This is a genomic window from Roseateles sp. (genome assembly GCF_039595595.1).
Lineage (GTDB): Bacteria > Pseudomonadota > Gammaproteobacteria > Burkholderiales > Burkholderiaceae_C > Roseateles.
Genome location: NZ_JBCNLG010000003.1, coordinates 321048 through 347188, shown reverse-complemented (window position 1 = coordinate 347188; position 26141 = coordinate 321048). Strand labels below are relative to the sequence as shown.

The 26141-nt window shown below is 68.1% G+C and carries 23 protein-coding genes and 6 tRNA genes; 24 read left to right on the top strand and 5 right to left on the bottom strand.

The window, feature by feature from the left end:
• Positions 1-36: 36 nt before the first annotated feature.
• Complete coding sequence (locus ABDW61_RS06685) at positions 37-1185, bottom strand: lytic polysaccharide monooxygenase (RefSeq protein WP_343637445.1); 1149 nt, start codon at positions 1183-1185, stop codon at positions 37-39.
• A 224-nt stretch (positions 1186-1409) separates the two neighbouring features.
• Between ABDW61_RS06685 and ABDW61_RS06680 the strand changes: the two genes are divergently transcribed.
• The 23 genes from ABDW61_RS06680 (at position 1410) to ABDW61_RS06570 (ending at position 22924) form a co-directional block, all read left to right on the top strand.
• The gene (locus tag ABDW61_RS06680) at positions 1410-2324 is read left to right on the top strand and encodes a LysR family transcriptional regulator (protein WP_343637443.1); all 915 of its coding nucleotides are present in this window, start codon (positions 1410-1412) and stop codon (positions 2322-2324) included.
• A gap of 33 nt (positions 2325-2357) precedes the next feature.
• On the top strand, positions 2358-3794 hold the full coding sequence (leuC, locus tag ABDW61_RS06675; protein ID WP_343637441.1) for a 3-isopropylmalate dehydratase large subunit: 1437 nt from the start codon (positions 2358-2360) through the stop codon (positions 3792-3794).
• A 23-nt stretch (positions 3795-3817) separates the two neighbouring features.
• Entirely contained in the window at positions 3818-4468 is a 651-nt protein-coding gene (leuD, locus tag ABDW61_RS06670; RefSeq protein ID WP_183479104.1) for a 3-isopropylmalate dehydratase small subunit, read from the top strand.
• Between the two features lie 7 nt (positions 4469-4475).
• The gene (gene leuB, locus ABDW61_RS06665) at positions 4476-5594 is read left to right on the top strand and encodes a 3-isopropylmalate dehydrogenase (protein WP_343637439.1); all 1119 of its coding nucleotides are present in this window, start codon (positions 4476-4478) and stop codon (positions 5592-5594) included.
• Between the two features lie 124 nt (positions 5595-5718).
• Positions 5719-6849, top strand: a complete 1131-nt coding sequence (asd, locus tag ABDW61_RS06660; protein WP_343637438.1) for an aspartate-semialdehyde dehydrogenase — start codon at positions 5719-5721, stop codon at positions 6847-6849.
• Positions 6850-7209: 360 nt separating this feature from the next.
• Positions 7210-9909 (top strand): FimV/HubP family polar landmark protein, encoded by a 2700-nt coding sequence (locus ABDW61_RS06655; protein ID WP_343637436.1) that lies wholly within the window; start codon positions 7210-7212, stop codon positions 9907-9909.
• A 97-nt stretch (positions 9910-10006) separates the two neighbouring features.
• Positions 10007-10789 (top strand): tRNA pseudouridine(38-40) synthase TruA, encoded by a 783-nt coding sequence (truA, locus tag ABDW61_RS06650; protein ID WP_343637434.1) that lies wholly within the window; start codon positions 10007-10009, stop codon positions 10787-10789.
• Between the two features lie 33 nt (positions 10790-10822).
• A complete protein-coding gene (locus tag ABDW61_RS06645; protein WP_343637433.1) occupies positions 10823-11458 on the top strand; it encodes a phosphoribosylanthranilate isomerase in 636 nt (211 codons plus the stop codon).
• Between the two features lie 44 nt (positions 11459-11502).
• Positions 11503-12822, top strand: coding sequence for a tryptophan synthase subunit beta (trpB, locus tag ABDW61_RS06640; RefSeq protein ID WP_343637432.1), 1320 nt, complete (start codon positions 11503-11505; stop codon positions 12820-12822).
• Positions 12819-13616 carry a tryptophan synthase subunit alpha gene (gene trpA / locus ABDW61_RS06635; RefSeq protein WP_343637430.1) on the top strand — a complete coding sequence of 266 codons (798 nt, stop codon included), beginning with the start codon at positions 12819-12821 and terminating at the stop codon, positions 13614-13616. Before trpB ends, trpA begins: the two co-directional genes overlap by 4 nt.
• A gap of 52 nt (positions 13617-13668) precedes the next feature.
• On the top strand, positions 13669-14541 hold the full coding sequence (gene accD / locus ABDW61_RS06630) for an acetyl-CoA carboxylase, carboxyltransferase subunit beta (RefSeq protein ID WP_147240242.1): 873 nt from the start codon (positions 13669-13671) through the stop codon (positions 14539-14541).
• A gap of 96 nt (positions 14542-14637) precedes the next feature.
• A complete protein-coding gene (gene folC, locus ABDW61_RS06625) occupies positions 14638-16017 on the top strand; it encodes a bifunctional tetrahydrofolate synthase/dihydrofolate synthase (protein ID WP_343637426.1) in 1380 nt (459 codons plus the stop codon).
• 153 nt (positions 16018-16170) lie between these two features.
• Complete coding sequence (locus ABDW61_RS06620; RefSeq protein WP_343637424.1) at positions 16171-17151, top strand: SPOR domain-containing protein; 981 nt, start codon at positions 16171-16173, stop codon at positions 17149-17151.
• 64 nt (positions 17152-17215) lie between these two features.
• Entirely contained in the window at positions 17216-17704 is a 489-nt protein-coding gene (locus ABDW61_RS06615; protein WP_343637422.1) for a CvpA family protein, read from the top strand.
• Positions 17705-17764: 60 nt separating this feature from the next.
• Complete coding sequence (gene purF / locus ABDW61_RS06610; protein ID WP_343637420.1) at positions 17765-19276, top strand: amidophosphoribosyltransferase; 1512 nt, start codon at positions 17765-17767, stop codon at positions 19274-19276.
• Entirely contained in the window at positions 19276-20511 is a 1236-nt protein-coding gene (locus ABDW61_RS06605) for an O-succinylhomoserine sulfhydrylase (protein WP_343637418.1), read from the top strand. The genes purF and ABDW61_RS06605 overlap by 1 nt, the downstream gene beginning before the upstream one ends.
• Positions 20508-21896 (top strand): glutamate--tRNA ligase, encoded by a 1389-nt coding sequence (gene gltX, locus ABDW61_RS06600; protein WP_343637416.1) that lies wholly within the window; start codon positions 20508-20510, stop codon positions 21894-21896. Before ABDW61_RS06605 ends, gltX begins: the two co-directional genes overlap by 4 nt.
• Before the next feature lie 145 nt (positions 21897-22041).
• Positions 22042-22117: transfer RNA gene (locus ABDW61_RS06595), tRNA-Ala, on the top strand.
• Between the two features lie 42 nt (positions 22118-22159).
• Positions 22160-22235, top strand: a tRNA-Glu gene (locus tag ABDW61_RS06590).
• 183 nt (positions 22236-22418) lie between these two features.
• Positions 22419-22495: transfer RNA gene (locus ABDW61_RS06585), tRNA-Asp, on the top strand.
• A 49-nt stretch (positions 22496-22544) separates the two neighbouring features.
• Positions 22545-22620: transfer RNA gene (locus ABDW61_RS06580), tRNA-Ala, on the top strand.
• 49 nt (positions 22621-22669) lie between these two features.
• Positions 22670-22745, top strand: a tRNA-Glu gene (locus tag ABDW61_RS06575).
• 102 nt (positions 22746-22847) lie between these two features.
• Positions 22848-22924, top strand: a tRNA-Asp gene (locus ABDW61_RS06570).
• 82 nt (positions 22925-23006) lie between these two features.
• On the opposite strand, the gene ABDW61_RS06565 is transcribed toward ABDW61_RS06570, so the two are convergent.
• Positions 23007-23312: a helix-hairpin-helix domain-containing protein gene (locus ABDW61_RS06565; protein WP_343637414.1), complete on the bottom strand. Its 306-nt coding sequence runs from the start codon at positions 23310-23312 to the stop codon at positions 23007-23009.
• A 17-nt stretch (positions 23313-23329) separates the two neighbouring features.
• The gene (gene lexA, locus ABDW61_RS06560; protein ID WP_343637412.1) at positions 23330-24007 is read right to left on the bottom strand and encodes a transcriptional repressor LexA; all 678 of its coding nucleotides are present in this window, start codon (positions 24005-24007) and stop codon (positions 23330-23332) included.
• 128 nt (positions 24008-24135) lie between these two features.
• On the opposite strand from lexA, the gene ABDW61_RS06555 reads away from it, so the two are divergent.
• The gene (locus ABDW61_RS06555; protein WP_343637410.1) at positions 24136-25071 is read left to right on the top strand and encodes an asparaginase; all 936 of its coding nucleotides are present in this window, start codon (positions 24136-24138) and stop codon (positions 25069-25071) included.
• 83 nt (positions 25072-25154) lie between these two features.
• On the opposite strand, the gene ABDW61_RS06550 is transcribed toward ABDW61_RS06555, so the two are convergent.
• Positions 25155-25589, bottom strand: a complete 435-nt coding sequence (locus ABDW61_RS06550) for an organic hydroperoxide resistance protein (RefSeq protein ID WP_343637408.1) — start codon at positions 25587-25589, stop codon at positions 25155-25157.
• A 42-nt stretch (positions 25590-25631) separates the two neighbouring features.
• A complete protein-coding gene (locus ABDW61_RS06545; RefSeq protein WP_343637589.1) occupies positions 25632-26138 on the bottom strand; it encodes a MarR family transcriptional regulator in 507 nt (168 codons plus the stop codon).
• Positions 26139-26141: the final 3 nt, after the last annotated feature.

Here is a 26141-nt window from a genome sequence, read left to right as displayed (position 1 = left end):
CCCCGCGATCGGGTCGCCCGGCCGGTGCGCGTCAGCTCAGATCGCCTGCCACAGCGTGGGCGAGCTCGCCGGCGTCCAGCCCGCGCCCACGTAGGCCGTGTGCGCCTGCAGGCAGCGGTACTGCCTGCCCTGGTAGTTCACGATCTGTCCTACCGTGTAGCTCGCGCCCTCCGTCCAGGCCGTGCCGCCGGGCGGGTTGGGCGGCGTCGTCGGCAGCACGACGTCCATCGCGTAGCTCGCGCCCGAGTTGGCGTGCTGCAGGTAGACGTCCATCACGGTGGCGCCGCTGGGCACGATGACGCTGCCGCCTTGCAGCGTGCCGACCTTCAGATAGCCCGAGGTCTGGTTGACCTTGGCCGCGATCTGGCCGAGCCACACGGCCTTCGCCGCCGCCGTGCCCAGCGTGATGGAGATCGTCTCCAGATCGTTGCCCGCCCCATTGAACACGCGCAGCTTCACCGTGCTGCCCGGCGGCAGGTCCTGCGCCGCCGAGACCTGGCCGATCTGCTTCATGTCCGAGGGCGTGCCTGGAGGCGTCGTGCCGCCGCCGAAGTCCACGTCGGAGCAGGCATAGAAGGCCTCGGTGCTGTCCGAGCGCTGCCAGGCTGAGAACAGCACATGCTTGCCGGTGCGCTTGGGCAGCGTGAGCTTCATCGTGTAGATCGTCTTGCCGCTGGTGACGATCTGGTCGGGGCCCAGCTGTTGCACCTGCTCCAGGTCCGACCAGCGCAGCGGCGAAGTGGTGGGATTCCAGCCGTCGCGCGTGAGGAAGAAGGTCCAGTTGAGCGAGCGATGCGGCGCGGTCGCGTTGTAGCGGTATTCGTACTTGCCATCCGCGCCCGGCGAATAGGCCGTGGCGGGCCAATCCGCCCGCGCCAGGTCGAAGCCCTTGAACTTCTCCTGGCCGCCAGCGCAGATCTTCAGGTCCGGCACCACCGCCTTGTGATTGCCGTTGGCGTTGGCCTGGTTGACGCCGTTCCAGTCGTAGATCGCCTGCTCGCCGCCATAGGCGATCGCCGCCTGGCAGGCCGGCAGCGAGGGATTCTTGAAGCAGTTGTACTGGCGCGAGATCGGGAACTCGGGCGCGCCGTGGGCGAGGGCGGCGCCTGGCGCCAGGAGGGCGCTCATCCCTGTCGACAGGGTGGCCAGCGTGAAGGCGCCGGCGGTTCGGGCACGGAAGGACATGCAAGTCTCCTGAGAATGGTGGATAAGGCGCCCGGTGAGTGGCCCGACACCACACCAAAGCACGACCACCATAGGACCTCAATAAGACCAATACAAGCCGAACAACAGTAACGGCGGTCGCCGAAGATTTTTTAGCTTTCGTTTCAGGCGAAGGAATTATCATGAATCACCATAGTCTTGCTCTTTGAGCGAAGGCTACAGTTCAACCCAGCCCCCGCCGATCCATGCGCCTCGACCTCACCACCCTGAATCTCGTGTTGGCGATCGAACAGACCCGATCCATCACTCGTGGGGCCGAGCGCGAGCATCTGGCGCTGGCCGCGGCCAGCAAGCGCATCTCCGATCTCGAAACGCGTCTGGGCGTGCAGCTGTTCGAGCGCCGCGCCCGTGGCGTCGAACCCACCGAGGCCTGCCGCGCGCTGGTGCGCCACATCCGTTCGCTGCACGCGTCGCTGCATGCGCTGGAGAGCGAGGTCGTCGAGTTCGCTCGCGGCATCAAGGGCCACCTGCGCATCGCCGCCAATGCCGGCGCGATCGCCGAGGCGCTGCCACCCGACCTGGCCGCGTTCTCGCAGGCGCATCCGCAGATCCGCATCAGCCTGGAGGACCAGACCTCCGCCGAGGTCCAGGCCGCCGTCGCCGAAGGCCGCGCCGATGTCGGCGTCTTCACCGCGCCGCTGCTCGACAACCGGCTCCAGACCTGGGCCTACCGCACCGGCCGCCTGTCGGTGCTGGTGCCCGCCGCCCACGAACTGGCCGGCCGCGCCTCCGTCAACTTCGACGACCTGCTGGAGCACGACCTGGTCGGTCTGCACAGCGGCGCGGCCGCGCAGGAACTGATGCTGCAGGAGGCCATGACCCGCGGCCGCACGCTCAAGGCGCGGCTGCAGGTGCGTGGCTTCGACGCGATCGCGCAGCTGGTCGAGGCCGGCATGGGCGTGGCCGTGCTGCCGGACGCGCCGGCGCGCCGCTTCGCGCAGGTGTTCGACGTGCGCCGCCTCGACCTCGATGAATCCTGGGCCCAGCGCGATTACGTGCTCGGCGTGGCGCGCCAGGAGCGCCTGCCCACGGTGGTGCAGCGCTTCGTCGAGGCGCTGTGTCCCGCCGCCAAGAACGACCCCAACGGCGGCTCCCGGTGAGCCGCCTGAACTGAAGTGATGGAGAGCCATCCCATGACCGCCAACATCGCCAACGCCGGTGCGCCACGCACCCTCTACGACAAGCTCTGGGACGAGCACGTGGTGCACACCGAGGAGGACGGCACCGCCGTCCTGTACATCGACCGCCACCTGGTCCATGAGGTCACCAGCCCGCAGGCCTTCGAGGGCCTCGATCTGGCCGGCCGCAAGGTCTGGCGCCTGTCGGCCAACCTGGCCGTCAGCGACCACAACGTCCCCACCACGGACCGCAGCCAGGGCATCGCCGATCCGGTCTCGCGCCTGCAGGTCGACACGCTGGACAAGAACTGCGACCGCTTCGGCATCACGCAGTTCAAGATGAGCGACAAGCGCCAGGGCATCGTCCATGTGATCGGCCCGGAGCAGGGCGCCACGCTGCCCGGCATGACCGTCGTCTGCGGCGACAGCCACACCTCCACCCATGGCGCCTTCGGCGCGCTGGCGCATGGCATCGGCACCTCCGAGGTCGAGCACGTGCTGGCCACCCAGACGCTGCTGGCCAAGAAGGCGAAGAACCTGCTGATCAAGGTCGAGGGCCAGGTCATGCCCGGCGTCGGCGCCAAGGACATCGTGCTGGCCATCATCGGCCGCATCGGCACCGCTGGCGGCACCGGCTACACCATCGAGTTCGCCGGCAGCGCCATCCGCGCGTTGTCGATGGAAGGCCGCATGACCGTCTGCAACATGGCGATCGAGGCGGGCGCCCGCGCCGGCCTGATCGCCGTCGACGACACCACGATCCAGTACGTCAAGGGCCGCCCCTTCACGCCCACCGGCGTCGAATGGGACCAGGCCGTGCAGTACTGGCGCACGCTGCATTCCGATCCGGGCGCGGCGTTCGACGCGGTGGTCGAGCTCGACGCCACGCAGATCCGTCCGCAGGTCACCTGGGGCACCTCGCCCGAGATGGTCCTGTCCATCGAGGATCGCGTGCCCGATCCCGAGAAGGAGAAGGACGCCGTCAAGCGCGGCGCCATCGAGCGCGCGTTGCAATACATGGCTCTGGAGCCCAACAAGGCGATCAACGACATCCGCATCGACAAGGTCTTCATCGGCAGCTGCACCAACAGCCGCATCGAGGACATGCGCGAGGCCGCGGCCGTGGTCAAGCGCCTGGGCGGCCGCGTGGCCAGCAACGTCAAGCTGGCGCTGGTGGTGCCCGGCTCCGGCCTGGTGAAGGCGCAGGCGGAGGCCGAAGGGCTGGACCAGATCTTCAAGGCTGCGGGCTTCGAATGGCGCGAGCCGGGCTGCTCGATGTGCCTGGCGATGAACGCGGACCGCCTGGAGCCGGGCGAGCGCTGCGCTTCTACGAGCAACCGCAACTTCGAAGGCCGGCAGGGCGCCGGCGGCCGCACCCATCTGGTCAGTCCCGCGATGGCTGCGGCCGCCGCGATGGAAGGTCACTTCGTCGACGTGCGCCGCCTGGCCTGAGCGCCCGGACGCAGGAGCAACACATGGACAAGTTCACCGTGCACAAGGGCCTCGTGGCCCCGATGGATCGCGAGAACGTCGACACCGACGCGATCATCCCCAAGCAATTCCTCAAGTCGATCAAGCGCAGCGGCTTCGGCCCCAATCTCTTCGACGAGTGGCGCTACCTCGACCACGGCGAGCCGGGTCAGGATCCGGCCTCGCGCAAGCCCAACCCGGACTTCGTGCTGAATCAGCCGCGCTACCAGGGCGCCTCGATCCTGATCGCGCGCGGCAACTTCGGCTGCGGTTCCAGCCGCGAGCACGCGCCCTGGGCGCTGCAGCAGTACGGCTTCCGCGCGCTGATCGCGCCCAGCTTCGCCGACATCTTCTTCAACAACACCTTCAAGAACGGCGTGCTGCCGATCGTGCTCCCCGAGAGCCAGGTCGCGCGCCTGTTCGACGAGGTCTTCGCCTTCCCGGGCTATCAGCTGACCGTGGACCTGGAGCGCCAGGTCGTCGTCAAGCCCGATGGCGAAGAGCTGCCCTTCGACGTGCAGCCGTTCCGCAAGTACTGCCTGCTCAACGGCTTCGACGACATCGGCCTGACGCTGCGCCACGCCGACAAGATCAAGGCCTTCGAGGCCGAACGCATCGCCACCAAGCCGTGGCTCAACAACCGAATTACTCGCTGAGGACCCCATGAAGATCGCAGTCCTGCCCGGTGATGGCATCGGCACCGAAATCGTCGCGGAGGCCGTCAAGGTCCTGAAGGTCCTGGACCTGCCGCTGGAGATGGAAAGCGCGCCTGTCGGCGGCGCCGCCTACGAGGCCGCCGGCCATCCGCTGCCCGAGGCCACGCTCAAGCTGGCGCAGGCGGCGGACGCGGTGCTGTTCGGCGCCGTCGGCGACTGGAAGTACGACAAGCTCGAGCGCGCGCTGCGCCCCGAGCAGGCGATCCTGGGCCTGCGCAAGGCGCTGGGCCTGTTCGCCAACTTCCGTCCCGCGATCTGCTATGAGCAGCTGACCCATGCGTCCAGCCTCAAGCCGGAACTCGTCGCGGGCCTGGACATCCTGATCATCCGCGAGCTCACCGGCGACATCTATTTCGGTCAGCCGCGCGGCCGCCGCACCGCCGTTGACGGCCACTTCCCCGGCGCCGAGGAGGCCTTCGACACGATGCGCTACTCGCGTCCCGAGATCGAGCGCATCGCCCATGTGGCCTTCCAGGCCGCGCGCAAGCGCAACCGCAAGGTGACCTCGGTGGACAAGGCCAACGTGCTGGAGACCTTCCAGTTCTGGAAGGACGTCGTGACCGAGGTCCATCAGCAGTATCCGGACGTCGAGCTCGAGCACATGTACGTCGACAACGCCGCGATGCAGCTGGTCAAGGCGCCCAAGAAATTCGACGTCGTCGTCACCGGCAACATGTTCGGCGACATCCTGTCGGACGAGGCGGCCATGCTGACCGGCTCGATCGGCATGCTGCCCAGTGCCTCGTTGGACAAGAACAACAAAGGTCTGTACGAACCGAGTCATGGCAGCGCCCCCGATATCGCAGGAAAGGGGATTGCCAATCCGCTGGCTACAATCCTCTCCGCTGCCATGATGCTCAAGTTCTCCCTCAACCAGCCCGAAGCCGCCGCTCGCATCGAGTCGGCGGTTCAGTCCGTGCTGGCCCAGGGTCTGCGTACCGCGGACATCTGGAGCGAGGGCACCCAGAAGGTGAGCACGCGCGAGATGGGTGATGCCGTCGTCGCCGCCATTGCGTCCAGCAAGGGCACGACCTCGATCACCACGACCAAAACCATCAAGAGCTAGTCCGCTCCGGTTCGTCTCGCCCCAACTCACAAACCCGGCGAAGCGAGCCGGGCAGGCTCCCAGGGTTTGTGACGGTGTTTGGGCGATGCCCGGCAAGGCCGGGCCTTTCAACGAAGGTAAGCAAATGACGACATTGGTTGGTTTGGTGGGATGGCGCGGCATGGTCGGCTCGGTGCTGATGGACCGCATGGCGCAGGAACGGGACTTCGATCTGATCGAGCCGCTGTTCTTCAGCACCTCGAACGCGGGCGGCACCGCCCCGTCCTTCGCGAAGAACGAGACCGCGCTCCAGAACGCGTTCGACATCGAGCAGCTCAAGCGCTGCGAGATCATCATCACCTGCCAAGGCGGCGACTACACCACCGAGGTCTATCCCAAGCTGCGCGCCGCGGGCTGGAATGGCCACTGGATCGACGCCGCATCCTCGCTGCGCATGGCCGACAACGCCGTGATCGTGCTGGACCCGGTCAACATGCCGGTGATCAAGAACGCGCTGTCCAAGGGCGGCAAGCACTGGATCGGCGGCAACTGCACCGTCAGCTGCATGCTGATGGGCGTGGGCGCGCTGTACAAGGCGGGCCTGGTCGAGTGGATGTCGACGCAGACCTATCAGGCCGCCTCGGGCGGTGGCGCGCAGCACATGCGCGAGCTGCTGACCCAGTACGGCACGCTCAACGCCGCCGTGCGTCCGCTGCTCGACGATCCCAAGAGCGCCATCCTCGAGATCGACCGCCAGGTCATCGCCACGCAGCGCGCGCTGTCGGGCGACGAAGTCGCCAACTTCGGCGTGCCGCTGGGCGGCTCGCTGATCCCGTGGATCGACAAGGACCTGGGCAACGGCCAATCCAAGGAAGAGTGGAAGGGCATGGCCGAGACCAACAAGATCCTCGGCCTGGGCGAGGGCTTCGGCTCCGCCGCGATCCCGGTGGATGGCTTCTGCGTGCGCGTCGGCGCGATGCGTTGCCACTCGCAGGCGCTGACCTTCAAGCTCAAGAAGGATGTGCCGCTGGACGAGATCGAGGCCATGATCGCCGCCGACAACGCGTGGGTGAAGGTCGTGCCCAACACCCGCGAGGCCACGATCAAAGACCTGACCCCGGTGGCCGTCACCGGCACGATGACCATCCCGGTCGGCCGCATCCGCAAGCTGGCGATGGGCCCGGAGTACGTCGGCGCGTTCACGATCGGTGACCAACTGCTGTGGGGCGCCGCGGAGCCGCTGCGCCGCATGCTGCGCATCCTGCTGGATCGCTGAGCCCTTCGCGAGATCGCAACGCATCCAGCGGAAGCGGTGGCACTGCCACCGCTTTTTTTCGTTCTGATTAGGGATTGCCAGGGGGTGCGCCGCGTTGCCTTCTAGCGACAAGGCCGTAACGACCTGTGAATCAAGGCTAGCTCATCGATGTTATTCATGAGCTACCTCAGCAACGATGCGTATATGCTTGCCACCGTTGTGATTTTCTACCGCGGGAAGGGCTGGGAGCCTGCGCGGGCGCATCAGCCGCACAACAACAATACGTCATGACAAGCGGTCCGCAGGGTGGGCCGCTTTGTTGCTTTGGGGGACGCCTTGAAAAAACATGCGAGCGCATATGCGCGATTTGCGCTGAGCCAGGTGGCTGCGGTCACCGCGTTGGGACTGGCGGCGGGCTCGGCCTGGGGTCTGGGACTGGGGAAACTGACGGTGCAATCGGCGCTCGGCGAAACGCTGCGCGCCGAGATCGACGTCAGCAGCCTCAGCCCGGAGGAGGCCAGTTCGCTCAAGCTGCGCGTGGCGCCGCCGGAGTCCTACCGCGCCTCGGGCCTGGACTACAACGGCGTGCTGGCCAGCACGCAGGTCCAGCTCGCGCGCCGCGCCGACGGCCGGCCCTACCTGAGACTGACCAGCGACCGCGCCATCCAGGAGCCGTTCGTCGACGTCATCCTCGAGCTGAACTGGTCCAGCGGCCGCCTGACCCGTGAATTCACGCTGCTGTTCGATCCGCCGAGCAATGGCAACCTCGCCCGCGCGCCCGAAGCGACCACCTCGCCGGTGATCTCGGCGCCCGCGCCTTCGCCGGCCGCGCCGGCGGCCCGCACCCAGCCGCCGGTGGCATCCGCTCCGGCCGCGCCGGTGAGCCAGCCGCCCGCGCCGGCCGTCACCGCCCGCGCGCCGGCGCCGTCGCCCGCTGCGGCGCCGGGACCGAACGCCGGCGCATCCGAATACACCGTCAAGCCCGGCGACACGCTGTCGCGTATCGCGGGCCGCACCCAGCCGTCCGGCGTCTCGCTGGACCAGATGCTGGTGGGCCTGTACCGCAGCAACCCGGACGCGTTCATCAACAGCAACATGAACCGGCTGAAGTCGGGCGCGGTGCTGTCGGTGCCGGGCAGCGACGCGGTCCAGTCCATCACGCCGCAGGAGGCGCGCCGCGTCATCCAGGCGCAGAGCAGCGATTTCGGCGGCTATCGCCAGCGCCTGGCCGAAGCCGCGCCGACCCTCAAGCCCGATGAGAACGCCCGCCAGGCCAAGGGCTCGGTGCAGGCCGCCGTCGAGGACCGCAAGCCGGCCACTTCGGCGACGCCGGACAAGCTGACGCTGAGCAAGCCCAAGACCGCCGGCGCCGAGGCCAAGGTCTCGAAGGAAACCGAGAAGAAGGATTCCGCCGCACGCGTCGCCGAGTTGACTCGCAACGTCGAGGAGCTGAAGAAGCTCTCCGCCGCCACGAAACCGTCCGCGCCAGCGGCGACCACGGCTGCCGCGCCGGCCCCGGCTCCCGCGCCCGCTCCGGCTCCGGCTCCGGCTCCGGCCCCCGCGCCGGCGGCCGCTTCCGCGCCGGCCGTGAATGTCGCGGCCAACGTGCCCGCGGCCCAGACCGCGGCCAGCGCCGCCAGCGCTGCCAGTGCCTCTTCCGCGCCGGCGTCCGCCATCGCGGCGGTGACCCCGGCGTCGGCGCCGGCCGCCGCCTCGGCGCCGCGTGCCGTGCCGGCGCCCAAGCCGGAACCGGAAGAGCCGGGCTTCCTGGACTCGCTGACCGACTACCTGCCCGCCATCGGCGCGGTGCTGCTCGTGGTCGTCGGCGGCATCGGCTACAACCGCTGGCGCGCCCGCCGCGACGCGGCCTCGCGCTCCGAGACCGCTTTCGCCGAAAGCCGCCTGGCCCCGGACTCGTTCTTCGGCCACAGCGGCGGCCAGCGCGTGGACACGCGCGATGCGTCGACCACCGGTCAGTCGTCGATGAGCTACTCGCTGAGCCAGCTCGACGCGATCGGCGACGTCGATCCGGTCGCCGAGGCCGATGTCTATCTGGCCTACGGCCGCGACCTGCAGGCCGAGGAAATCCTGAAGGAGGCGCTGCGCGCCAACCCCGAGCGCCTGGCGATCCGCCTGAAGCTGCTTGAGGTCTACGGCAAGCGCCGCGACATCAAAGGCTTCGAGCAACTGTCGGTGCAGCTGTACGCCGAGACCAAGGGGCAGGGCGAGGACTGGCTGAAGGTCCAGGAGCTCGGCCGCCAGGTCGATCCGGACAATCCGCTGTATCAGCCGGGCGGCGCGCCGACGATGTTCGAGAGCGACGACGAGCGTCCCGAGCCGATGAACGCGAGCACGCTGCCGGCCACTGGCCTGGCCCATCCGGGCGGCGATGCGCTCGCCCGCGCGGCGGCGACCGCCGCGGCCGGTGCCGCGGCTGGCGCGGCCGCCTCCCGCGATGCCGGCCCGTCCAGCCTGATGGACCTGGACCTCGATCTGGACCTGGGTTCGCCCCCGGCCCCGGCGCAGGCGATGGCCGCCACGCAGGCGCTGCCGTCGTCGGGCAGCCAGGCGCCGATGAACATGGACCTGGACCTGAGCACGCCGCCGGCCGCTCCGGCCGCGTCCAATGCCCGTGAACTCGAGTTCGACCTCGGCGACCTGGACGACCTCGGCGGCACGCCCGCGGCGGCGCCGGCGGCGCAGTCCGATTCGCTGGATTTCGACCTGTCGAGCATCGACCTGGACCTGCCCGCCACCGCGCCGGCCGGCCGCGACGAGCGCACGATCAGCAAGGCCGGCGACGTCGAGGACATCCCCTCGGTGGACCTGCCCGACCTGGATGCGCTGCCCGACGTCAAGCCGGCGAGCTCGGACACGATGAGCCTGGACGACCTGGGCGTCGACCTGGACAGCATCGATCCGAACGACGACGAAGCGCTGCAGCGCCAGTTGGAGCTGGCCGAGGAATTCCGCCAGATCGGCGACACCGAAGGCGCGCGCGACGTGCTGCAGGAACTGGTCGGCAAGGCCGGCGGTCCGCTGCGCGAGCGTGCCCAGCAGATGCTGGATCAGCTTCGCTAAACTGCGGGTCCTTCGCGACAAGGCGCTCGGCCCTGGCCGGGCGCCTTTTCTTTTTGGGCGCGCTGCGCGCCACCCTTTCTGAGATCCGGAGACCGGCATGCGCGTGGCGCTGGGCGTGAGTTACCGCGGCGAGGCCTACAAGGGCTGGCAGAGCCAGCCTGGCGGCGGCACCGTGCAGGACGCGCTGGAAGCGGCGCTGGCGCAGTTCGCGGCGCAGCCGATCCGCACCATCTGCGCCGGCCGGACCGACACCGGCGTGCACGGACTCAACCAGGTCGTCCACTTCGATTCGCCGGTCGACCGCGAAGCGTTTTCGTGGGTGCGCGGCGTCAATCGCTACCTGCCGCGCGACATCGCGATCCAGTGGGCCGCCTTCCCCGGCGAGGACTTCCATGCGCGCAACCTGGCGCGCGGGCGGCGCTACTGGTATCTGCTGCTGGAGTCCAACGTGCGGCCGTCCATCGAGGCGCGGGGCGTGGGCTGGACCTTCCGTCCGCTGGACGGGGACGCGATGCGCGACGCGGCCCGGCGCCTGGAGGGCGAGCACGACTTCAGCTCCTTCCGCTCGGCGGAATGCCAGGCGGCCTCGCCGGTGAAGACGCTGCACCGCATCTCGGTCGAGAAGCGCGGCGCCTACTGGCGTTTCGAGTTCGACGGCATCGCCTTCCTGCATCACATGATCCGCAACATCATGGGCTGCCTGGTCGCGGTCGGCGCCGGACAAAAGCCGCCCGCGTGGATGGACGAGGTGCTCGCGGCGCGTTCGCGCGACGCGGCGGCGCCCACTTTTCCGCCGGACGGGCTGTACTTCGTCGGCCCGACCTACGACGATCACCTGAACCTGCCGCGGCACACCGCCGCGATGGACTGGCTCCCTTGAGCGCCGGTCCGAGCGACTGAAGAGACTCCGTCCATGAGCCGAACCCGAATCAAGATCTGTGGCCTGACCCGGGAAGCCGATGTCGACGCCGCCGTCGAGGCTGGCGCCGACGCGATCGGCCTGGTCTTCTACGACAAGAGCCCGCGCGCGGTGAGCGTTGCGCGCGCCGCCGAGCTGGCGCGGCGACTGCCCCCGTTCGTGACGCCGGTGGGCTTGTTCGTCAACGCGCCGGCGGCCGCGATCGACGCGGCGCTGGCCGCGATCCCGGCGCTGACGCTGCAGTTCCACGGCGACGAGGCACCCGAGGACTGCGACCGCTGGTCGCGCCCCTATCTGCGCGCGGCGCGCATGGCGCCGGGCTTCGATTTGCTAGACTTCGCGACTCGTTTCTCCCGCGCCCAGGCCGTGCTGGTCGACGCCTTCGTCGACGGCTACGGTGGAGGCGGAAAGGTCTTCGATTGGTCACTGCTGCCTCCAAGCGTTCCCTCTCCGGTCGTTTTGTCTGGTGGGTTGAGTGCAGCCAACGTGATCGATGGCGTGCGGCAGGTCCGGCCCTGGGCCGTTGACGTCAGCTCCGGCGTGGAGGCCTCCAAGGGCCTCAAGGACGCCGTGAAGATCCGCCAGTTCTGCGATGCCGTGCGCGAGGCCGACCGCCTGAAGTCGGCCTGATTCCGCTTCGAAACGCGCGCGGGCATCCTCATAGAGGACCCCTCATGTCCAAGACCATCTCCGATTCGATCCCGTTCGTCACGGGACCGCTGGCCGGCTATGCGCAGCCCGACGCGCAAGGCCGTTTCGGCCCCGTGCCGACCGCCAACGCCCATGGCTACTACGGTGGCCGCTTCGTCGCCGAGACGCTGATCCATGCGCTCGACGAGCTGAATGAGGCCTACGCCCGCTACAGCCAGGATCCGGAGTTCATCCGCGAGTTCCAGTACGAGCTGGCCCATTTCGTCGGCCGTCCGAGCCCGATCTATCACGCCCGGCGCCTGAGCAGCGAGCTGGGCGGCGCGCAGATCTTCCTCAAGCGGGAGGACCTGAACCACACCGGCGCGCACAAGGTCAACAACACCATCGGCCAGGCGCTGCTGGCGCGCCGCATGGGCAAGAAGCGCGTCATCGCCGAGACCGGCGCCGGCCAGCACGGCGTGGCCACCGCCACGATCTGTGCCCGCTATGGCATGGAGTGCGTCGTCTACATGGGCTCGGAGGACGTGAAGCGCCAGTCGCCCAACGTCTACCGGATGAACCTGCTTGGAGCGAAGGTCGTCCCGGTGGAGTCCGGCTCCAAGACGCTCAAGGACGCGCTCAACGAGGCGATGCGCGACTGGGTCACCCACATCGAGTCGACCTTCTACATCATCGGCACCGTGGCCGGCCCGCATCCGTATCCGATGATGGTCCGAGACTTCCAGCGCATCATCGGCGACGAATGCCTGGTCCAGATGCCGCAGATGATCGGCAAGCAACCCGATGCGGTCATCGCCTGCGTCGGTGGCGGCAGCAACGCGATCGGCATCTTCTATCCCTACATCCCGCACCAGGACGTGCGCCTGATCGGCGTCGAGGCGGCCGGGCAGGGCGTCGACACGCCCAAGCACGCGGCCACGCTGAGCGCGGGTTCACCGGGCGTGCTGCATGGCAATCGCACCTACCTGCTGCAGGACGAGGCCGGCCAGATCATCGAGACCCACTCGATCTCCGCCGGCCTGGACTATCCGGGCGTCGGCCCCGAGCACGCCTATCTGAAGGACATCGGCCGCGCCGAGTACGTCGGCGCCACCGATGCCGAGGCGCTCGCTGCCTTCCACCGGCTGTGCCGCACCGAGGGCATCATCCCGGCGCTGGAATCGAGCCACGCGCTCGCGCACGCGATCAAGCTCGCGCCGGCGATGCGTCCCGACCAGCACCTGCTGGTGAACCTGTCCGGCCGCGGCGACAAGGACATCGGCACCGTCGCCGACCTGTCGGGCGCCGAGTACTTCGACCGGCCCTCGATGGCCGGCCACGCCGTGAAGGGAGGTGCCCAATGAGCCGCATCCAGGCCACGTTCGCGCGGCTGGCCGCCGCGGGCCGCAAGGCGCTGATCCCTTATGTCACCGCGGGCGATCCCTATGCCGACGTGACGGTCGAGTTGATGCTGGCGATGGCCCGGGCCGGCGCCGACGTCATCGAGCTGGGGGTGCCGTTCTCCGATCCGATGGCCGACGGCCCCGTCATCCAGCGCGCCAGCGAGCGCGCGCTGCAGAAGGGCATCACGCTGACCCATGTGCTGGAGATGGTGCGCGCCTTCCGCCAGCAGGATGCGGACACGCCGGTCGTGCTGATGGGCTACGCGAATCCGGTCGAGCGCTTCGGCCTGGAGCGCTTCGTCACCGAGGCCCAGGCCGCCGGCGTCGACGGCGTGCTGGTCGTCGACTATCCGCCCGAGGAGTGCGAGGCCTTCGCCACCGCGCTCAAGGCCAAGGGACTGGATCCGATCTTCCTGCTGGCGCCGACTTCCACCGACGAGCGCGTCGAGCGTCTGGGCCGGCTGGCCAGCGGCTATGTCTATTACGTCTCGCTCAAGGGCGTGACCGGCGCCGGCCACCTGGACACCGGCGCCGTCGCCGATGCCATGCCGCGCCTGCGCCGGCACGTGAAGGTGCCGCTGGGCGTGGGTTTCGGCATCCGTGACGGGGCGACGGCCGCCGCCGTGGCCCGGCATGCGGACGCGGTGGTGATCGGTTCGGCCCTGGTTCAGCTGATCGAGCTGCAATCCAGGGATAATGTCGCGATCCAGGCAGCGGCCTTCATCCGAGACATCCGCGCCGCGCTGGACGCCTGAGCGGGGCAATCTGCCCCGCTTTCGCGTTTCGCGACAGACATAGGAGCCCGCCATGAGTTGGCTTGAGAAACTTCTTCCGCCCAAGATCCAGCAGACCGACCCCGACCAGCGCCGCACGGTGCCGGAAGGCTTGTGGATCAAGTGCCCGTCCTGCGAGACGGTGCTCTACAAGACCGACCTCGAGCAGAACGTCAACGTCTGCCCGAAGTGCGGCCACCACCACCGCATCGGCGCCCGCGCCCGGCTGGACGCGTTCCTGGACGGGGAAGGGCGCTACGAGGTCGGCCAGGAGGTGCTGCCGGTCGACGCGCTGAAGTTCAAGGACAGCAAGAAGTATCCCGACCGCCTCAAGGAAGCGCTGGAGAACACCGGCGAGACCGACGCGCTGGTCGTGATGGGCGGCGCGGTGATGAGCATCCCGGTCGTCACCGCCTGCTTCGAGTTCGACTTCATGGGCGGCTCCATGGGCTCCGTGGTCGGCGAGCGCTTCGCGCGCGGCGTCGAGACCGCGCTGGAGCAGAAGACCCCCTTCATCTGCTTCACCGCCACCGGCGGCGCGCGGATGCAGGAAGGCCTGCTCTCGCTGATGCAGATGGCCAAGACCAATGCCGCGCTGACGCGCCTGGCCAAGGCCAAGCTCCCCTACATCAGCGTGCTGACCGACCCGACGATGGGCGGCGTCTCGGCGAGCTTCGCGTTCGTCGGCGACATCGTCATCGCCGAGCCCAAGGCGCTGATCGGCTTCGCGGGCCCGCGCGTGATCGAGAACACCGTGCGCGAGAAGCTGCCCGCCGGCTTCCAGCGCGCCGAGTTCCTGATGGAGAAGGGCGCGATCGACATGATCGTGGACCGCCGCAAGCTGCGCGAGGTCGTGGCCCGCAACCTGGCCATCCTGCAGCGCCAGAGCGCCGACGCGGTCGCCTGACGGCAGCCGCCGAACCGTCTCGCAGGCAGTCCCGGTACTCAGCACGGCCAGACCGGACCCGGTCTGGCCGTCTTCATTTGAGCCTTGGACATTCCGATGACTTCTTCCCCGAACGACCTGTCGATCCCGCAACTGGCCCCGGGCGGCGACGCCCAGCAGGTGCTGGAGGCCTGGCTGTCGCGCTGCGAGCGGCTCCACCCCAAGGAGATCGACATGACCCTGGCCCGCGTCGCCGAGGTGCGCGACCGGCTGGGCCTGCGCTTTGGCGCCGACACGCCAGTGGTGATGGTGGCCGGCACCAATGGCAAGGGCTCGACCTGCGCGATGCTGGAAAGCATCGCGCTGCAGGCCGGCTACCGCGTCGGTCTCTACATCAAGCCGCACCTGGTGCACTTCCAGGAGCGCTGCCGCGTCGGCGGCGCGCCGGTGGACGCGGCCTCGCTGCTGCCGCACTTCGAGGCGGTCGAGCAGGCCCGTGGCGAACTGACGCTGACCTACTTCGAGTTCACCACGCTGGCGATCCTGCACCGGCTGGCCTCGGAGCCGCTGGACCTGGTGATCCTGGAGGTCGGCCTGGGCGGGCGGCTGGACGCGGTCAACGTGATCGATGCCGACTGCAGCGTCATCACCAGCATCGACCTGGACCACACCGAGTATCTCGGTCCGGATCGCGAGTCGGTCGGACGCGAGAAGGCGCACATCATGCGGCCGGGCAAGCCGGCGATCGTGTCCGACCCGATGCCGCCGGCGTCGATCGCGGCGCATGCCCAGGTCATCGGCGCGGACCTGCGCCAGCTCGGGCGCGACTTCAGCTATTCGGGCGACCGCCAGCAGTGGCAGTGGGCGGGGCGCGCGCGGCGCTACAGCGGCATGTCCTACCCGGCGCTGCGCGGCGTCAACCAGTTGCTGAACGCCTCGGGCGTGCTGGCGGCGTTCGAGGCGCTGTACGAGCGCCTGCCGGTCTCCGCGCAGGCCGTGCGGGCCGGGTTGGCGCTGGTGGAGCTGCCCGGGCGCTTCCAGGTGATCCCCGGTTCGCCGATGCTGGTGCTGGATGTGGCGCACAACCCGCACGCGGTGGCGGCGCTGGCGCAGAACCTGGACCAGATGGGCTTCTACCCGCGCACCCGCGCGGTGTTCGGCGCGATGGCCGACAAGGACCTGGCCAACATCCTGGCGCGGATCTCGCCGCTGATCGACCGCTGGCATTTCTGCGACCTGCCGATCGCCCGTGCGGCGACCGCCCAGGCGCTCCAGCAGCGCTTCGACGAGGCCCGCGCGGCGGGCACGCTGCAGACGCCCAAGGCGGTGGGGCATTCGTTGCATCCGGACCCGATGGCGGCGCTGTCCGAGGCGGCGGCCGAGGCGGACCCCGCTGATAGAATTTTGGTCTTCGGTTCGTTCTTCACCGTGGGCGGCGTGCTCAGGCACGGCATCCCGAGACTGGGCAGCGGCGTCCAGCCGGAATCCCAGCCTTGATCCTGCGCCCGTTGAACGCATCGCAACGCTGCATTCGAACCTGTCGCAGTTGAAGCCGGCGGCCCTGACCGTAGATGCGGAAAGGGCCGCTTTCCGCTCCGGAGGCGGCTTCCATCTGGCGATCTCTCGGCAACAACCAGGCCTTCCGATTCCATGGGTTTTCTGTCCTTCCTGAAGCGCGGCGAAGCGAACGACTCCGGTGACCGAGGCGCCGAGCGCGAACGGGGCCGTTCCGGTGACGGCGGACGTGGCCGCGGACGCGCCGGCGCGGACGCGGTCGACGACGTCCAGCAACTGCGCCTCAGGGCCCGCCGCCGGCTGATCGGCGCGGCGGTGCTGGTGGGCGTCGCGGTGATCGTCTTCCCGCTGCTGTTCGAGACCCAGCCCCGACCGATTCCGGTGGACCTGCCGATCGACATCCCGCGCAAGGACGGCGCCGTGCCGCTGGCCATTCCCACACCTGCGGCGCAAGCGCCGCGCGCTGCGGCCGATGGCGACGCCGGCCGCGGCATCATCACCGAGACCCCCGAGCAGGCCGCCGCGGACCGCGCCGTGCCGCCGCCCGCGCAGGCCGTGCCGGTGCCGGATCCGGTGCCGCCCGCGCGCACCGAGCCCAAGCCCGAGGAGCGCGCCGCGATCGCCGAGGCGTCCCGCCCCGCGCGCGTCGAGCCCAAGCCGGAAACGAAGCCGGAGACGAAGCCGGAACCGAAACCCGAGCGCAAGCCCGAGCAGAAGGTCGCCGAGGCCAGACCCGAGCGCAAGCCCGAGTCCAGGCCGGACTCAAAGGCGGACGCGAAGCCGGCGGATGCCCGGCCCGATCACCGCGCCGCCGACGCGGCCCGTGCGCAGGCCCTGCTGGAAGGCCGCGCCACGCCGGACAGAAAACCCGATGCCGCCCCCTCTGGGGCGCGCTTCATCGTCCAGGTGGGCGCCTATGCCGACGGCAAGGCCGCGCAGGACGTGCGCGCCAAGGTCGAGCGCATGGGCCTGAAGACCTACACCCAGGCCGTTGACACCGCGGATGGCAAGCGCGTGCGCGTCCGCGTGGGCCCCTTCAACTCGCGGGACGAGGCCGACAAGGCCGCGGCGAAGGTCCGCGGCGGCGGCCTCGCGCCCGCCGTGCTGACGCTCTGACCGGCCGGCACGGAGATCGCCCGATGGACCGCCATGACCCCTTCAATCCGAACCGATCGCCACGATGAACTGGGTCGACCTTGCGCTGCTGGCCCTGGTGGCCGTGTCCGTGCTGCTGGGCGCATGGCGCGGCCTGGTCTTCGAGGTGATGACGCTCGCCGGCTGGGCCGTGGCCTACGTGGCCGCGCCCTATGTCGCGCCGATGGTCGAGCGCTTCATCCCGCTGGACCGGCCCGGCCCGGCGATGGCCCACGCCATCGGGCTGGTGCTGGCCTTCGTGCTGGTGCTGCTGATCTGGGGCATCGGCGCCAAGCTGATCCGGGCATTGATCCACGCGACGCCGCTGGGCGTGCTGGACCGGCTCGGCGGCGCGGGCTTCGGCGTGCTGCGCGCGGCGCTGCTGGCGCTGCTGGCCACCGTCATCATCGGCATGACCCCGGCCGCGAAGTCGCAGGCCTGGACCGGATCCCAAGCCGCCCCGTGGCTGCAGGCGGCGCTGGCGCAGGTCCGGCCGCTGCTGCCCGAGGCCCTGCACGACTACATTCCGGCCTGAGCGTCACGAGCGCCCCGGCCTTCGCTTTCCTCCCGTTCCCAGAGCATTGAAGGACCTCCCATGTGCGGCATCGTCGGTGTGATTTCCAAGGCGCCGGTCAACCAGCTGATTTATGACGCGCTGCTGCTGCTGCAGCACCGCGGCCAGGATGCGGCCGGCATCGTCACCATGCAGGGCCAGAAGTGCTTCATGCACAAGGCGCGCGGGATGGTGCGCGACGTGTTCCGCACCCGCAACATGCGCGCGCTGCCGGGCAATGTCGGGCTGGGGCAGGTCCGCTATCCCACCGCCGGCAACGCCTACAGCGAGGAAGAGGCGCAGCCCTTCTACGTCAACGCGCCCTACGGCATCGTGCTGGTCCACAACGGCAACCTGACCAACGCCCACGCGCTGAAGGCGGAGCTGTTCGAGGTCGACCGCCGCCACATCAACACCGAAAGCGACACCGAGGTGCTGATCAACGTGCTGGCGCACGAGCTGGAGATGGCCGGCCGCGACCTGCCGCTGACGCCGGCGCAGATCTTCAAGGCGGTAAGCACGGTGCACAAGCGCATCAAGGGCTCGTATGGCGTGATCGCGCTGATCGCCGGCCACGGCCTGCTCGCATTCCGCGATCCCTATGGCATCCGGCCGCTGTGCTTCGGCCAATCGGGCGACGGCGAGGTGATGGTGGCCAGCGAGAGCGTGGCGCTCGAAGGCACCGGCCACACGCTGACGCGCGACCTCGCGCCTGGCGAGGCCCTGTTCATCGACACCAGCGGCGCGATCCACACGCAGCAGTGCGCCGAGCACCCGACGCTGAACCCCTGCATGTTCGAGTTCGTGTATCTGGCGCGGCCGGACTCGGTGATGGACGGCATCTCGGTCTACCAGGCGCGCCTGAACATGGGCGAGACGCTGGCCCAGCGCCTGATCTCGACGATCCCGCCCAGCGAGATCGACGTCGTCATCCCGATCCCGGAATCGAGCCGCCCCTCGGCGATGCAGCTCGCGCACCGGATTGGCAAGCCGTACCGCGAGGGCTTCGTCAAGAACCGCTATGTCGGGCGGACCTTCATCATGCCGGGCCAGTCCACGCGCAAGAAGTCGGTGCGCCAGAAGCTCAACGCGATCGGTCTGGAGTTCAAGGGCCGCAACGTGCTGCTGGTCGACGACTCGATCGTGCGCGGCACGACCTCCAAGGAGATCGTGCAGATGGCCCGCGAGGCCGGCGCCAACAAGGTCTACCTGGCCTCGGCCGCGCCGCCGGTGCGCTTCCCCAACGTCTACGGCATCGACATGCCGACCAAGGAAGAGCTGATCGCCCATGGCCGCTCGATCGAGGAGATCCGCCAGTTCATCGGCGCCGACGCGCTGATCTACCAGGACGTCGATGCGATGAAGCGCGTGGTCGCCCAGTTGCGTCCGGGCTTGAATGGCTTCGAGGCCTCGTGCTTCGACGGCACCTACATCACCGGCGACGTGTCGGCCGAGGACTTCGCGACGCTGCAGGCGCAGCGCAAGTCGCAGCCCGAGGAAGAGGACCTGCCGGCGCGCAGCCGCCTGGCCCTGCAGAGCGGCGGAGACCAGTGATGACGAGCGACAAGAAGGGCGGCATCCCGCGCGTGGCGCTGCCCGCCGACGCACGGCTGGACACGCTCGCGGTCCGCGAAGGCCTGCCCGCGACGCCGTGGGGCGAGAACTCCGAGGCGCTGTTCCTGACCAGCAGCTTCGTGCACCCGGACGCGGCGACCGCCGCGCGCCGCTTCGCCAACGAGGAAGAGGCCTTCGTCTACAGCCGCTTCTCGAATCCGACGGTCATGATGATGGAGCGCCGGCTCGCCGCGCTCGAGGGCACCGAGGCCTGCATCGCGACGTCCTCGGGCATGTCCGCGATCATGCTGCTGGTGATGGGCCTGCTGAAGGCCGGCGATCACGTGGTGTGCTCGCGCTCGGTGTTCGGCTCGACGATCAAGCTGCTGCAGGGCGAGTTCGGCAAGTTCGGCGTCCAGACGACCTTCGTCTCGCAGACCGACCTGGCGGAATGGAAGAACGCGCTGCAGCCCAACACTCGGCTGCTGTTCGCCGAAACCCCGACCAACCCGCTGACCGAGGTCTGCGACGTCGCCGCACTGGCGGAGATCGCGCACGGCCATGGCGCGTTGCTGGCGGTCGACAACTGCTTCGCGTCACCCGCGCTGCAGCAGCCGGCGAAGATGGGCGCGGACTTCATCATCCATTCCGGCACCAAGTATCTGGACGGCCAGGGCCGCGTGATCGCGGGCGCGATCTGCGCGTCGGCCAGACATGTCGACGAGGTGTTCACGCCGGTGATGCGCTCGGTGGGCATGTCGCTGTCGCCGTTCAACGCCTGGGTCGTGCTCAAGGGCATGGAGACGCTGTCGGTGCGCATGAAGGCGCAGACCGCCAGCGCCGCCGTGCTGGCCCAGTGGCTGGAGTCGCATCCCGCCGTCGAGCGGGTCTACTACCCGGGCCTGACATCGCACCCGCAGCACGAGCTCGCGATGCGCCAGCAAGGCGGGCAGGGCGGGGCGGTGGTGTCCTTCATCGTCAGGGGCGGCGCCGAGGACAACGGGCGGGCTGCCGCCTTCCACGTGATCGACCAGACGACGATCTGCTCCATCACCGCCAACCTGGGCGACACCAAGACCACCATCACGCATCCGGCCAGCACCTCGCATGGCCGCCTCACCGAGCCGCAGCGCCAGGCGGCCGGCATCACGCAAGGCCTGATCCGCGTCGCGGTCGGCCTGGAAGACATCGAAGACATCAAGGCCGACCTGGCCCGCGGTTTGAACTCCCTATGACCACCATCCGTACCCGCATCGCTCCCTCGCCGACGGGCTTCCTGCACCTGGGCACCGCGCGCACGGCGCTGTTCTCCTGGGCCTACGCGCGCCACTTCGGCGGCCAGTTCGTGCTGCGCATCGAGGACACCGACGTCGCCCGCTCGACGCAGGATTCGGTCGAACAGATCCTGGCTTCGATGAAATGGCTGGGCCTGGTGTACGACGAGGGCCCGATCTACCAGATGCAGCGCCTGGAGCGCTATCACGCGGTCGTCGAACAGATGATCGCGGCGGGCACGGCCTACCGCTGCTACTGCACGCCGGAAGAACTGGACGCGATGAAGGCCGGCCAGGAGGCGCGCGGCGAGAAGCGCCGCTATGACGGCACCTGGCGTCCGGAACCCGGCAAGACGCTGCCGGCGATCCCCGAAGGCGTGACACCGGTGGTGCGCTTCAAGAATCCGCTCGACGGCGACGTGACCTGGAATGACCTGGTCAAGGGCCCGATCACGATCAACAACCGCGAGATCGACGACCTGATCATCCTGCGGCCCGATGGCGTGCCGACCTACAACTTCGCCGTGGTGATCGACGACTGGGACATGGCCATCACCCATGTCTTCCGCGGCGACGAGCACATCAACAACACGCCCTGGCAGATCAACATCTTCAACGCGCTGGGGGCGCCGCTCCCGGCGTTCGGGCACATTCCGGTGATCCTGGGCGACGACGGTCAGAAGCTGTCCAAGCGCCGCGGCGCCGTCAGCGTGACGGCCTACGAGGACAACGGCTATCTGCCCGAGGCGATGCTGAATTACCTCGCGCGCCTGGGCTGGAGCCACGGCGATGACGAGCTGTTCTCGATCGAGCAGATGGTGTCGTGGTTCGACGGGGGGCACATCTCGAAGAGCCCGGCGCAATGGGATCCGGCCAAGCTCGAATGGGTCAACGCCCATTACATCAAGCTGGCCGGCGACGCGCGGCTGGCGACGCTGGTGGCGGCGCAACTGGCCAAGCGAGGCCTGGCGGCGCCGGCGCGGCTCGAGGCGATGTGCGGCCTGTTCAAGGACCGCTGCAGCACCACGGTGGCGCTGGCCGACTGGCTGGCGATGTATGTGTCGCCGGTCACCATCGGCGACGCGGACCGCGCGCAGCATTTGACCGAGGCCGTCAAACCGGCGGTGCTGACGCTCGCCGACAAGCTCGAGGCGCTGGGCACCTGGGACAAGGCCGCGATCAGCGCCGCCATCAAGGAAACGATCGCCGCGCATGGTCTGAAGATGCCGCAACTGGCAATTCCGGTGCGCGTGCTGGCCTGCGGCCGGACGCAGACGCCGTCGGTCGATGCGGTGCTGGAACTCTTCGACAAAGAAATTTTGTTGAACCGCTTGCGTTCCGTTTAAAACTCGGTCTATACTCTCGTTCTCGCTTGAACAGCGCGTTGTTCGAAACGAACTTCGAAGCGGCAGACAGCGAATCAAAACGGGGAGCGCAAGCTCCCCGATGAGATTCCAGGAAACCGAAGAGAAGCCGGATCGAATCCCCGAAGGGGGTATAGCTCAGCTGGGAGAGCGCTTGCATGGCATGCAAGAGGTCAGCGGTTCGATCCCGCTTACCTCCACCAAACTTCGGTTTGCGTGGCGCGCGGTTCAAGGAAGAAGGTTTAGTCCCCTTCGTCTAGAGGCCTAGGACACCACCCTTTCACGGTGATTACAGGGGTTCGAATCCCCTAGGGGACGCCAAGTTTTCGAGCTTGGTTACTGATCAGAGATTGATCGAGAAAATCGAAAAATTCTTCGGAAGTCGATTTGATCGTTGTCAAAATCAGGTATAGTAACGAAATCGACGCAGCGCCGACATCAAGCAATGGATGAAGGCAAAGCGAGAAAAGTTTGATGCGACGGATCGAAAGATCTTGAGTATCTGGAGTGGTAGTTCAGTTGGTTAGAATACCGGCCTGTCACGCCGGGGGTCGCGGGTTCGAGCCCCGTCCACTCCGCCAACAATGAGTTGAGACTCGGGCTGCGTACCGATTCGATGCGAAAGCATTCGGGGGTATAGCTCAGCTGGGAGAGCGCTTGCATGGCATGCAAGAGGTCAGCGGTTCGATCCCGCTTACCTCCACCAGAATCCTTCGGGAAACTGGGCGCGGACCGAGTCGCGGCAAGAAGGTTTAGTCCCCTTCGTCTAGAGGCCTAGGACACCACCCTTTCACGGTGATTACAGGGGTTCGAATCCCCTAGGGGACGCCAAGTTTGACAACGCTTGGCTGCATCGCGATTCTGAATGGAATCGATGGCTTGCAGCGAAACTTGTTCGCTAACGATATCGATGTGCTTAACAACGTCGTATCTGGAGTGGTAGTTCAGTTGGTTAGAATACCGGCCTGTCACGCCGGGGGTCGCGGGTTCGAGCCCCGTCCACTCCGCCAACATTGAAACCCTGTCGATGCAAGTCGACAGGGTTTTTTCTTTGCCTGTTCGAATGATGTGGATCGCTGTTCGATGCGGTATTCAGAGGTCTGGATACTCGCGCTTGCGCTGATCGGTATAACTCCACCAATCCTTGGCCGGAGCGCCGTTCATGAAATCGACGGCCGCCATATAGGTATCCAGTACGCAAGGATCATGGCGCTGGCCAGTCAGTTTGCAAATCCGCTGATAAAGCGCGAATGCATCGGCGCCGATGAGATCCGCGGGTTGCCGGATCCCCATCAATTCAAAATCCCGGGCCATTGCGGGGCCGATGTTGGGAATCTGCCGCAGCGTCCGGCATTCTGCGGCCGAAGCAGCTTTCGTGTGCGTCTTTCGCGCGGACATGCGCCGCCCCGATACGGTCAGTGAAACCCGCCGGACCGGATCAGTCCAACAGCCAAGCCTTCAATGGCGAAGTGCTCATCCGGCGTGACGTCGATGGGCTCGAAATCGGTGTTCTCCGGTAGCAGCCGAATACCACCCGCATGGCGCTGGAATCGTTTGACGGTGACCTCGTCGCCAATGCGCGCGACGACCACCTGGCCATTGCGCGCCTCGCTGATTTTCTGCACGGCGAGCAGGTCACCGTCCATGATGCCGATGTCCTTCATGCTCATGCCTTTCACGCGTAGCAGGAAGTCGGGCGCTTTCGAGAACATCGAGGGGTCGACGCTATAGTGCTGCTCCACATGTTCCTCGGCGAGGATGGGGGCGCCGGCGGCGACCCGGCCCACGAGTGGCAGCGTGAGTTGCGCCAGGCTCGCCAGTGGCAGTGCGAACTGGCTGTGCTCGCGGGCGCGATTGACCTGGCGAAGCGCCGTCGAGGGCAGGCGGATTCCGCGCGCCGTGCCGCCCACCAGTTCGATGACGCCCTTGCGGGCGAGCGCCTGCAGGTGTTCCTCGGCGGCATTGGCGGACTTGAACCCCAGTTGTTGCGCGATTTCGGCGCGGGTGGGCGGGGAGCCGGTGCTCTCGATGCTGTCGCGGACCAGATCGAAGATCTGTTGCTGGCGGGCGGTGAGTTTGGGTGGTGTATCCACGGGCACTGGCCTTTATTCCATTGAGGACGGGACGGGATTTCGCGGCCAGGAGTCGAGTTCTCGATCGAGGTTCGAAAACTGGCTGAGAATTCATCCAGCATCTGGATTTTTATACAGGAGACGACAAATTGCAAAGTGCGGCGCAGACCCTCGTGATCATCGGCACCGGCGGGACGATCGCCGGGGCTTCGGGCAGCGCGACGGACAACGTCGGCTACAAGGCGGGTTCGCTGTCGGTGGCGTCGCTGGTGAAGGCGGTCCCGGCGCTGGCGGCCAAGTCGCTGGAGGCTGAACAGCTGGCCCAGCTCGACAGCAAGGACATGGATCACGCCACGTGGGCGCGGCTGGCGAAGCGGGTGCGGGAGCATCTGGACCGGCCGGAGGTGCGCGGCGTGGTGATCACGCACGGCACCGACACGCTGGAGGAGACCGCCTATCTGCTGCAGCGCGTGCTGGCGCCGGAGAAGCCCGTCGTCCTGACCGCGGCGATGCGGCCGGCGACCGCCATCCAGGCGGATGGGCCGCAGAACCTGCTGGACGCCGTCGCCGTCGCCGAGAGCGACGGCGTGCGAGGCGTCATCGCTGTCGTGGCGGGTCAGGTCTGGTCCGGGCTTGAGCTGCGCAAGACGCACAGTTACCGGCTCGACGCCTTCGAGGCGGGCCCCGATGCCGGGCCGCTGGCCGTGGTGGAGGAGGGCATCGTGCGGCGCTTCCGCGATTGGCCGGTGGGCGAGGCGCTTGGCGCGGCGCTGCTGCCGGAAGATGGGGCTCAGTGGCCCTGGGTGGAGGTGCTCGCCAGCCATGCGGGTGCCGACGCGCGTTCGCTCGAGGCATGGCGGGCGGCCGGTCTGCAGGGGCTGGTGCTGGCGTGCACGGGCAACGGCACGGTGAATCAGGCGCTCGAGGCGCCGGTGCGGGCGCTCAAGCATGCCGGCGTGCCGGTGTGGCGGACGACGCGGTGCGCGCAAGGCCGCATCGTCGGCGCGGAGGGCGAGCCCGCGGCGGCGCTGTCGCCCTGGGCGGCGCGCGTCGAACTGATGCTCGCGCTGCTCCAGCAACGCTGAGGCATCGCATCAACGACAAGGCGCCGGCGGATGCCGGCGCTTTTTTCATGGCGAGCCCGGCGTGAACCGGGCGGTCGCGAGGCTTAGACGATCGTCAGCGAGACGTCGACGTTGCCGCGGGTCGCGTTGGAGTACGGGCAGACCTCGTGGGCCTCGGCGACCAGCTTCTCCAGCTGGGCGCGGTCCATGCCCGGCACCGAGATCTTCATCGACACGGCGATGCCGAAGGCGCCCGGCTTGTTGGCGTGCGGGCCGATGCCGACTTCGCTGGTGATCGAGACTTCAGCCGGCAGCGCGACCTTGTTGCGCGCCGAGACGGCCTTCATCGCGCCGATGAAGCAGGCCGAGTAGCCCGCGGCGAACAGCTGTTCCGGGTTGGTGCCGCTGCCGCCGGCGCCGCCGAGTTCCTTGGGCGTCGACAGCTCGACCTTCAGCGCGCCGTCGGACGACTGGGCAGTGCCTTGGCGGCCGCCGGTGGCGGTGGCGGTGGCGGTGTAGAGGGCTTTCTCGATGGCCATGTGGGGCTCCTTGGTGGTGAGAGGGTGGGGAAAACCGTGGGGTCAGGGATTGCCGTCCCCGCCGTAGTCCGCCGCGAGGGCGGCGGCATCGGGGGCGGGGTCGGCGGCGAGATGGGTCAGTACATTGGTCCGCAACTCCTGCAGACGGCGTGTCAGTGATTCGAGTTCGGCCGGACCGCAGGCGCTGGCGCAGGCCAGGTGCTCCGGGATGCCGACCGCCTGATCGCGCAGCGCGCGGCCCGCGGCGGTCAGGTGGATCTCGACGCGGCGCTCGTCGCTGCGGGCGCGCTGGCGCTCGATCAGCGCGCTGGCCTCGAGCCGCTTCAGCAGTGGCGTCAGCGTGCCGGAATCCAGGCTCAGCCGCTGTCCGAGTTCCGAGACGCCCAGGCCCTCCATTTCCCACAGCACCAGCATCACGAGATATTGAGGGTAGGTCAGGCCAAGCGGCGCCAGCAGCGGCTTGTAGAGCTTGGTCATCGCCAGCGAGGTCGAATACAGCGCGAAGCAAAGCTGAACGTCCAGCTTCAGCCAGTCGGTGCCGGCGGGCATCGA

Coding starts and splice junctions, on each gene's coding strand:
- ABDW61_RS06685 (WP_343637445.1), bottom strand. CDS start 1,185: ATGTCCTTCCGTGCCCGAACCGCCGGCGCCTTCACGCTGGCCACCCTG.
- ABDW61_RS06680 (WP_343637443.1), top strand. CDS start 1,410: ATGCGCCTCGACCTCACCACCCTGAATCTCGTGTTGGCGATCGAACAG.
- leuC (WP_343637441.1), top strand. CDS start 2,358: ATGACCGCCAACATCGCCAACGCCGGTGCGCCACGCACCCTCTACGAC.
- leuD (WP_183479104.1), top strand. CDS start 3,818: ATGGACAAGTTCACCGTGCACAAGGGCCTCGTGGCCCCGATGGATCGC.
- leuB (WP_343637439.1), top strand. CDS start 4,476: ATGAAGATCGCAGTCCTGCCCGGTGATGGCATCGGCACCGAAATCGTC.
- asd (WP_343637438.1), top strand. CDS start 5,719: ATGACGACATTGGTTGGTTTGGTGGGATGGCGCGGCATGGTCGGCTCG.
- truA (WP_343637434.1), top strand. CDS start 10,007: ATGCGCGTGGCGCTGGGCGTGAGTTACCGCGGCGAGGCCTACAAGGGC.
- ABDW61_RS06645 (WP_343637433.1), top strand. CDS start 10,823: ATGAGCCGAACCCGAATCAAGATCTGTGGCCTGACCCGGGAAGCCGAT.
- trpB (WP_343637432.1), top strand. CDS start 11,503: ATGTCCAAGACCATCTCCGATTCGATCCCGTTCGTCACGGGACCGCTG.
- trpA (WP_343637430.1), top strand. CDS start 12,819: ATGAGCCGCATCCAGGCCACGTTCGCGCGGCTGGCCGCCGCGGGCCGC.
- accD (WP_147240242.1), top strand. CDS start 13,669: ATGAGTTGGCTTGAGAAACTTCTTCCGCCCAAGATCCAGCAGACCGAC.
- folC (WP_343637426.1), top strand. CDS start 14,638: ATGACTTCTTCCCCGAACGACCTGTCGATCCCGCAACTGGCCCCGGGC.
- ABDW61_RS06620 (WP_343637424.1), top strand. CDS start 16,171: ATGGGTTTTCTGTCCTTCCTGAAGCGCGGCGAAGCGAACGACTCCGGT.
- ABDW61_RS06615 (WP_343637422.1), top strand. CDS start 17,216: ATGAACTGGGTCGACCTTGCGCTGCTGGCCCTGGTGGCCGTGTCCGTG.
- purF (WP_343637420.1), top strand. CDS start 17,765: ATGTGCGGCATCGTCGGTGTGATTTCCAAGGCGCCGGTCAACCAGCTG.
- ABDW61_RS06605 (WP_343637418.1), top strand. CDS start 19,276: ATGACGAGCGACAAGAAGGGCGGCATCCCGCGCGTGGCGCTGCCCGCC.
- gltX (WP_343637416.1), top strand. CDS start 20,508: ATGACCACCATCCGTACCCGCATCGCTCCCTCGCCGACGGGCTTCCTG.
- ABDW61_RS06565 (WP_343637414.1), bottom strand. CDS start 23,312: ATGTCCGCGCGAAAGACGCACACGAAAGCTGCTTCGGCCGCAGAATGC.
- ABDW61_RS06550 (WP_343637408.1), bottom strand. CDS start 25,589: ATGGCCATCGAGAAAGCCCTCTACACCGCCACCGCCACCGCCACCGGC.
- ABDW61_RS06545 (WP_343637589.1), bottom strand. CDS start 26,138: ATGCCCGCCGGCACCGACTGGCTGAAGCTGGACGTTCAGCTTTGCTTC.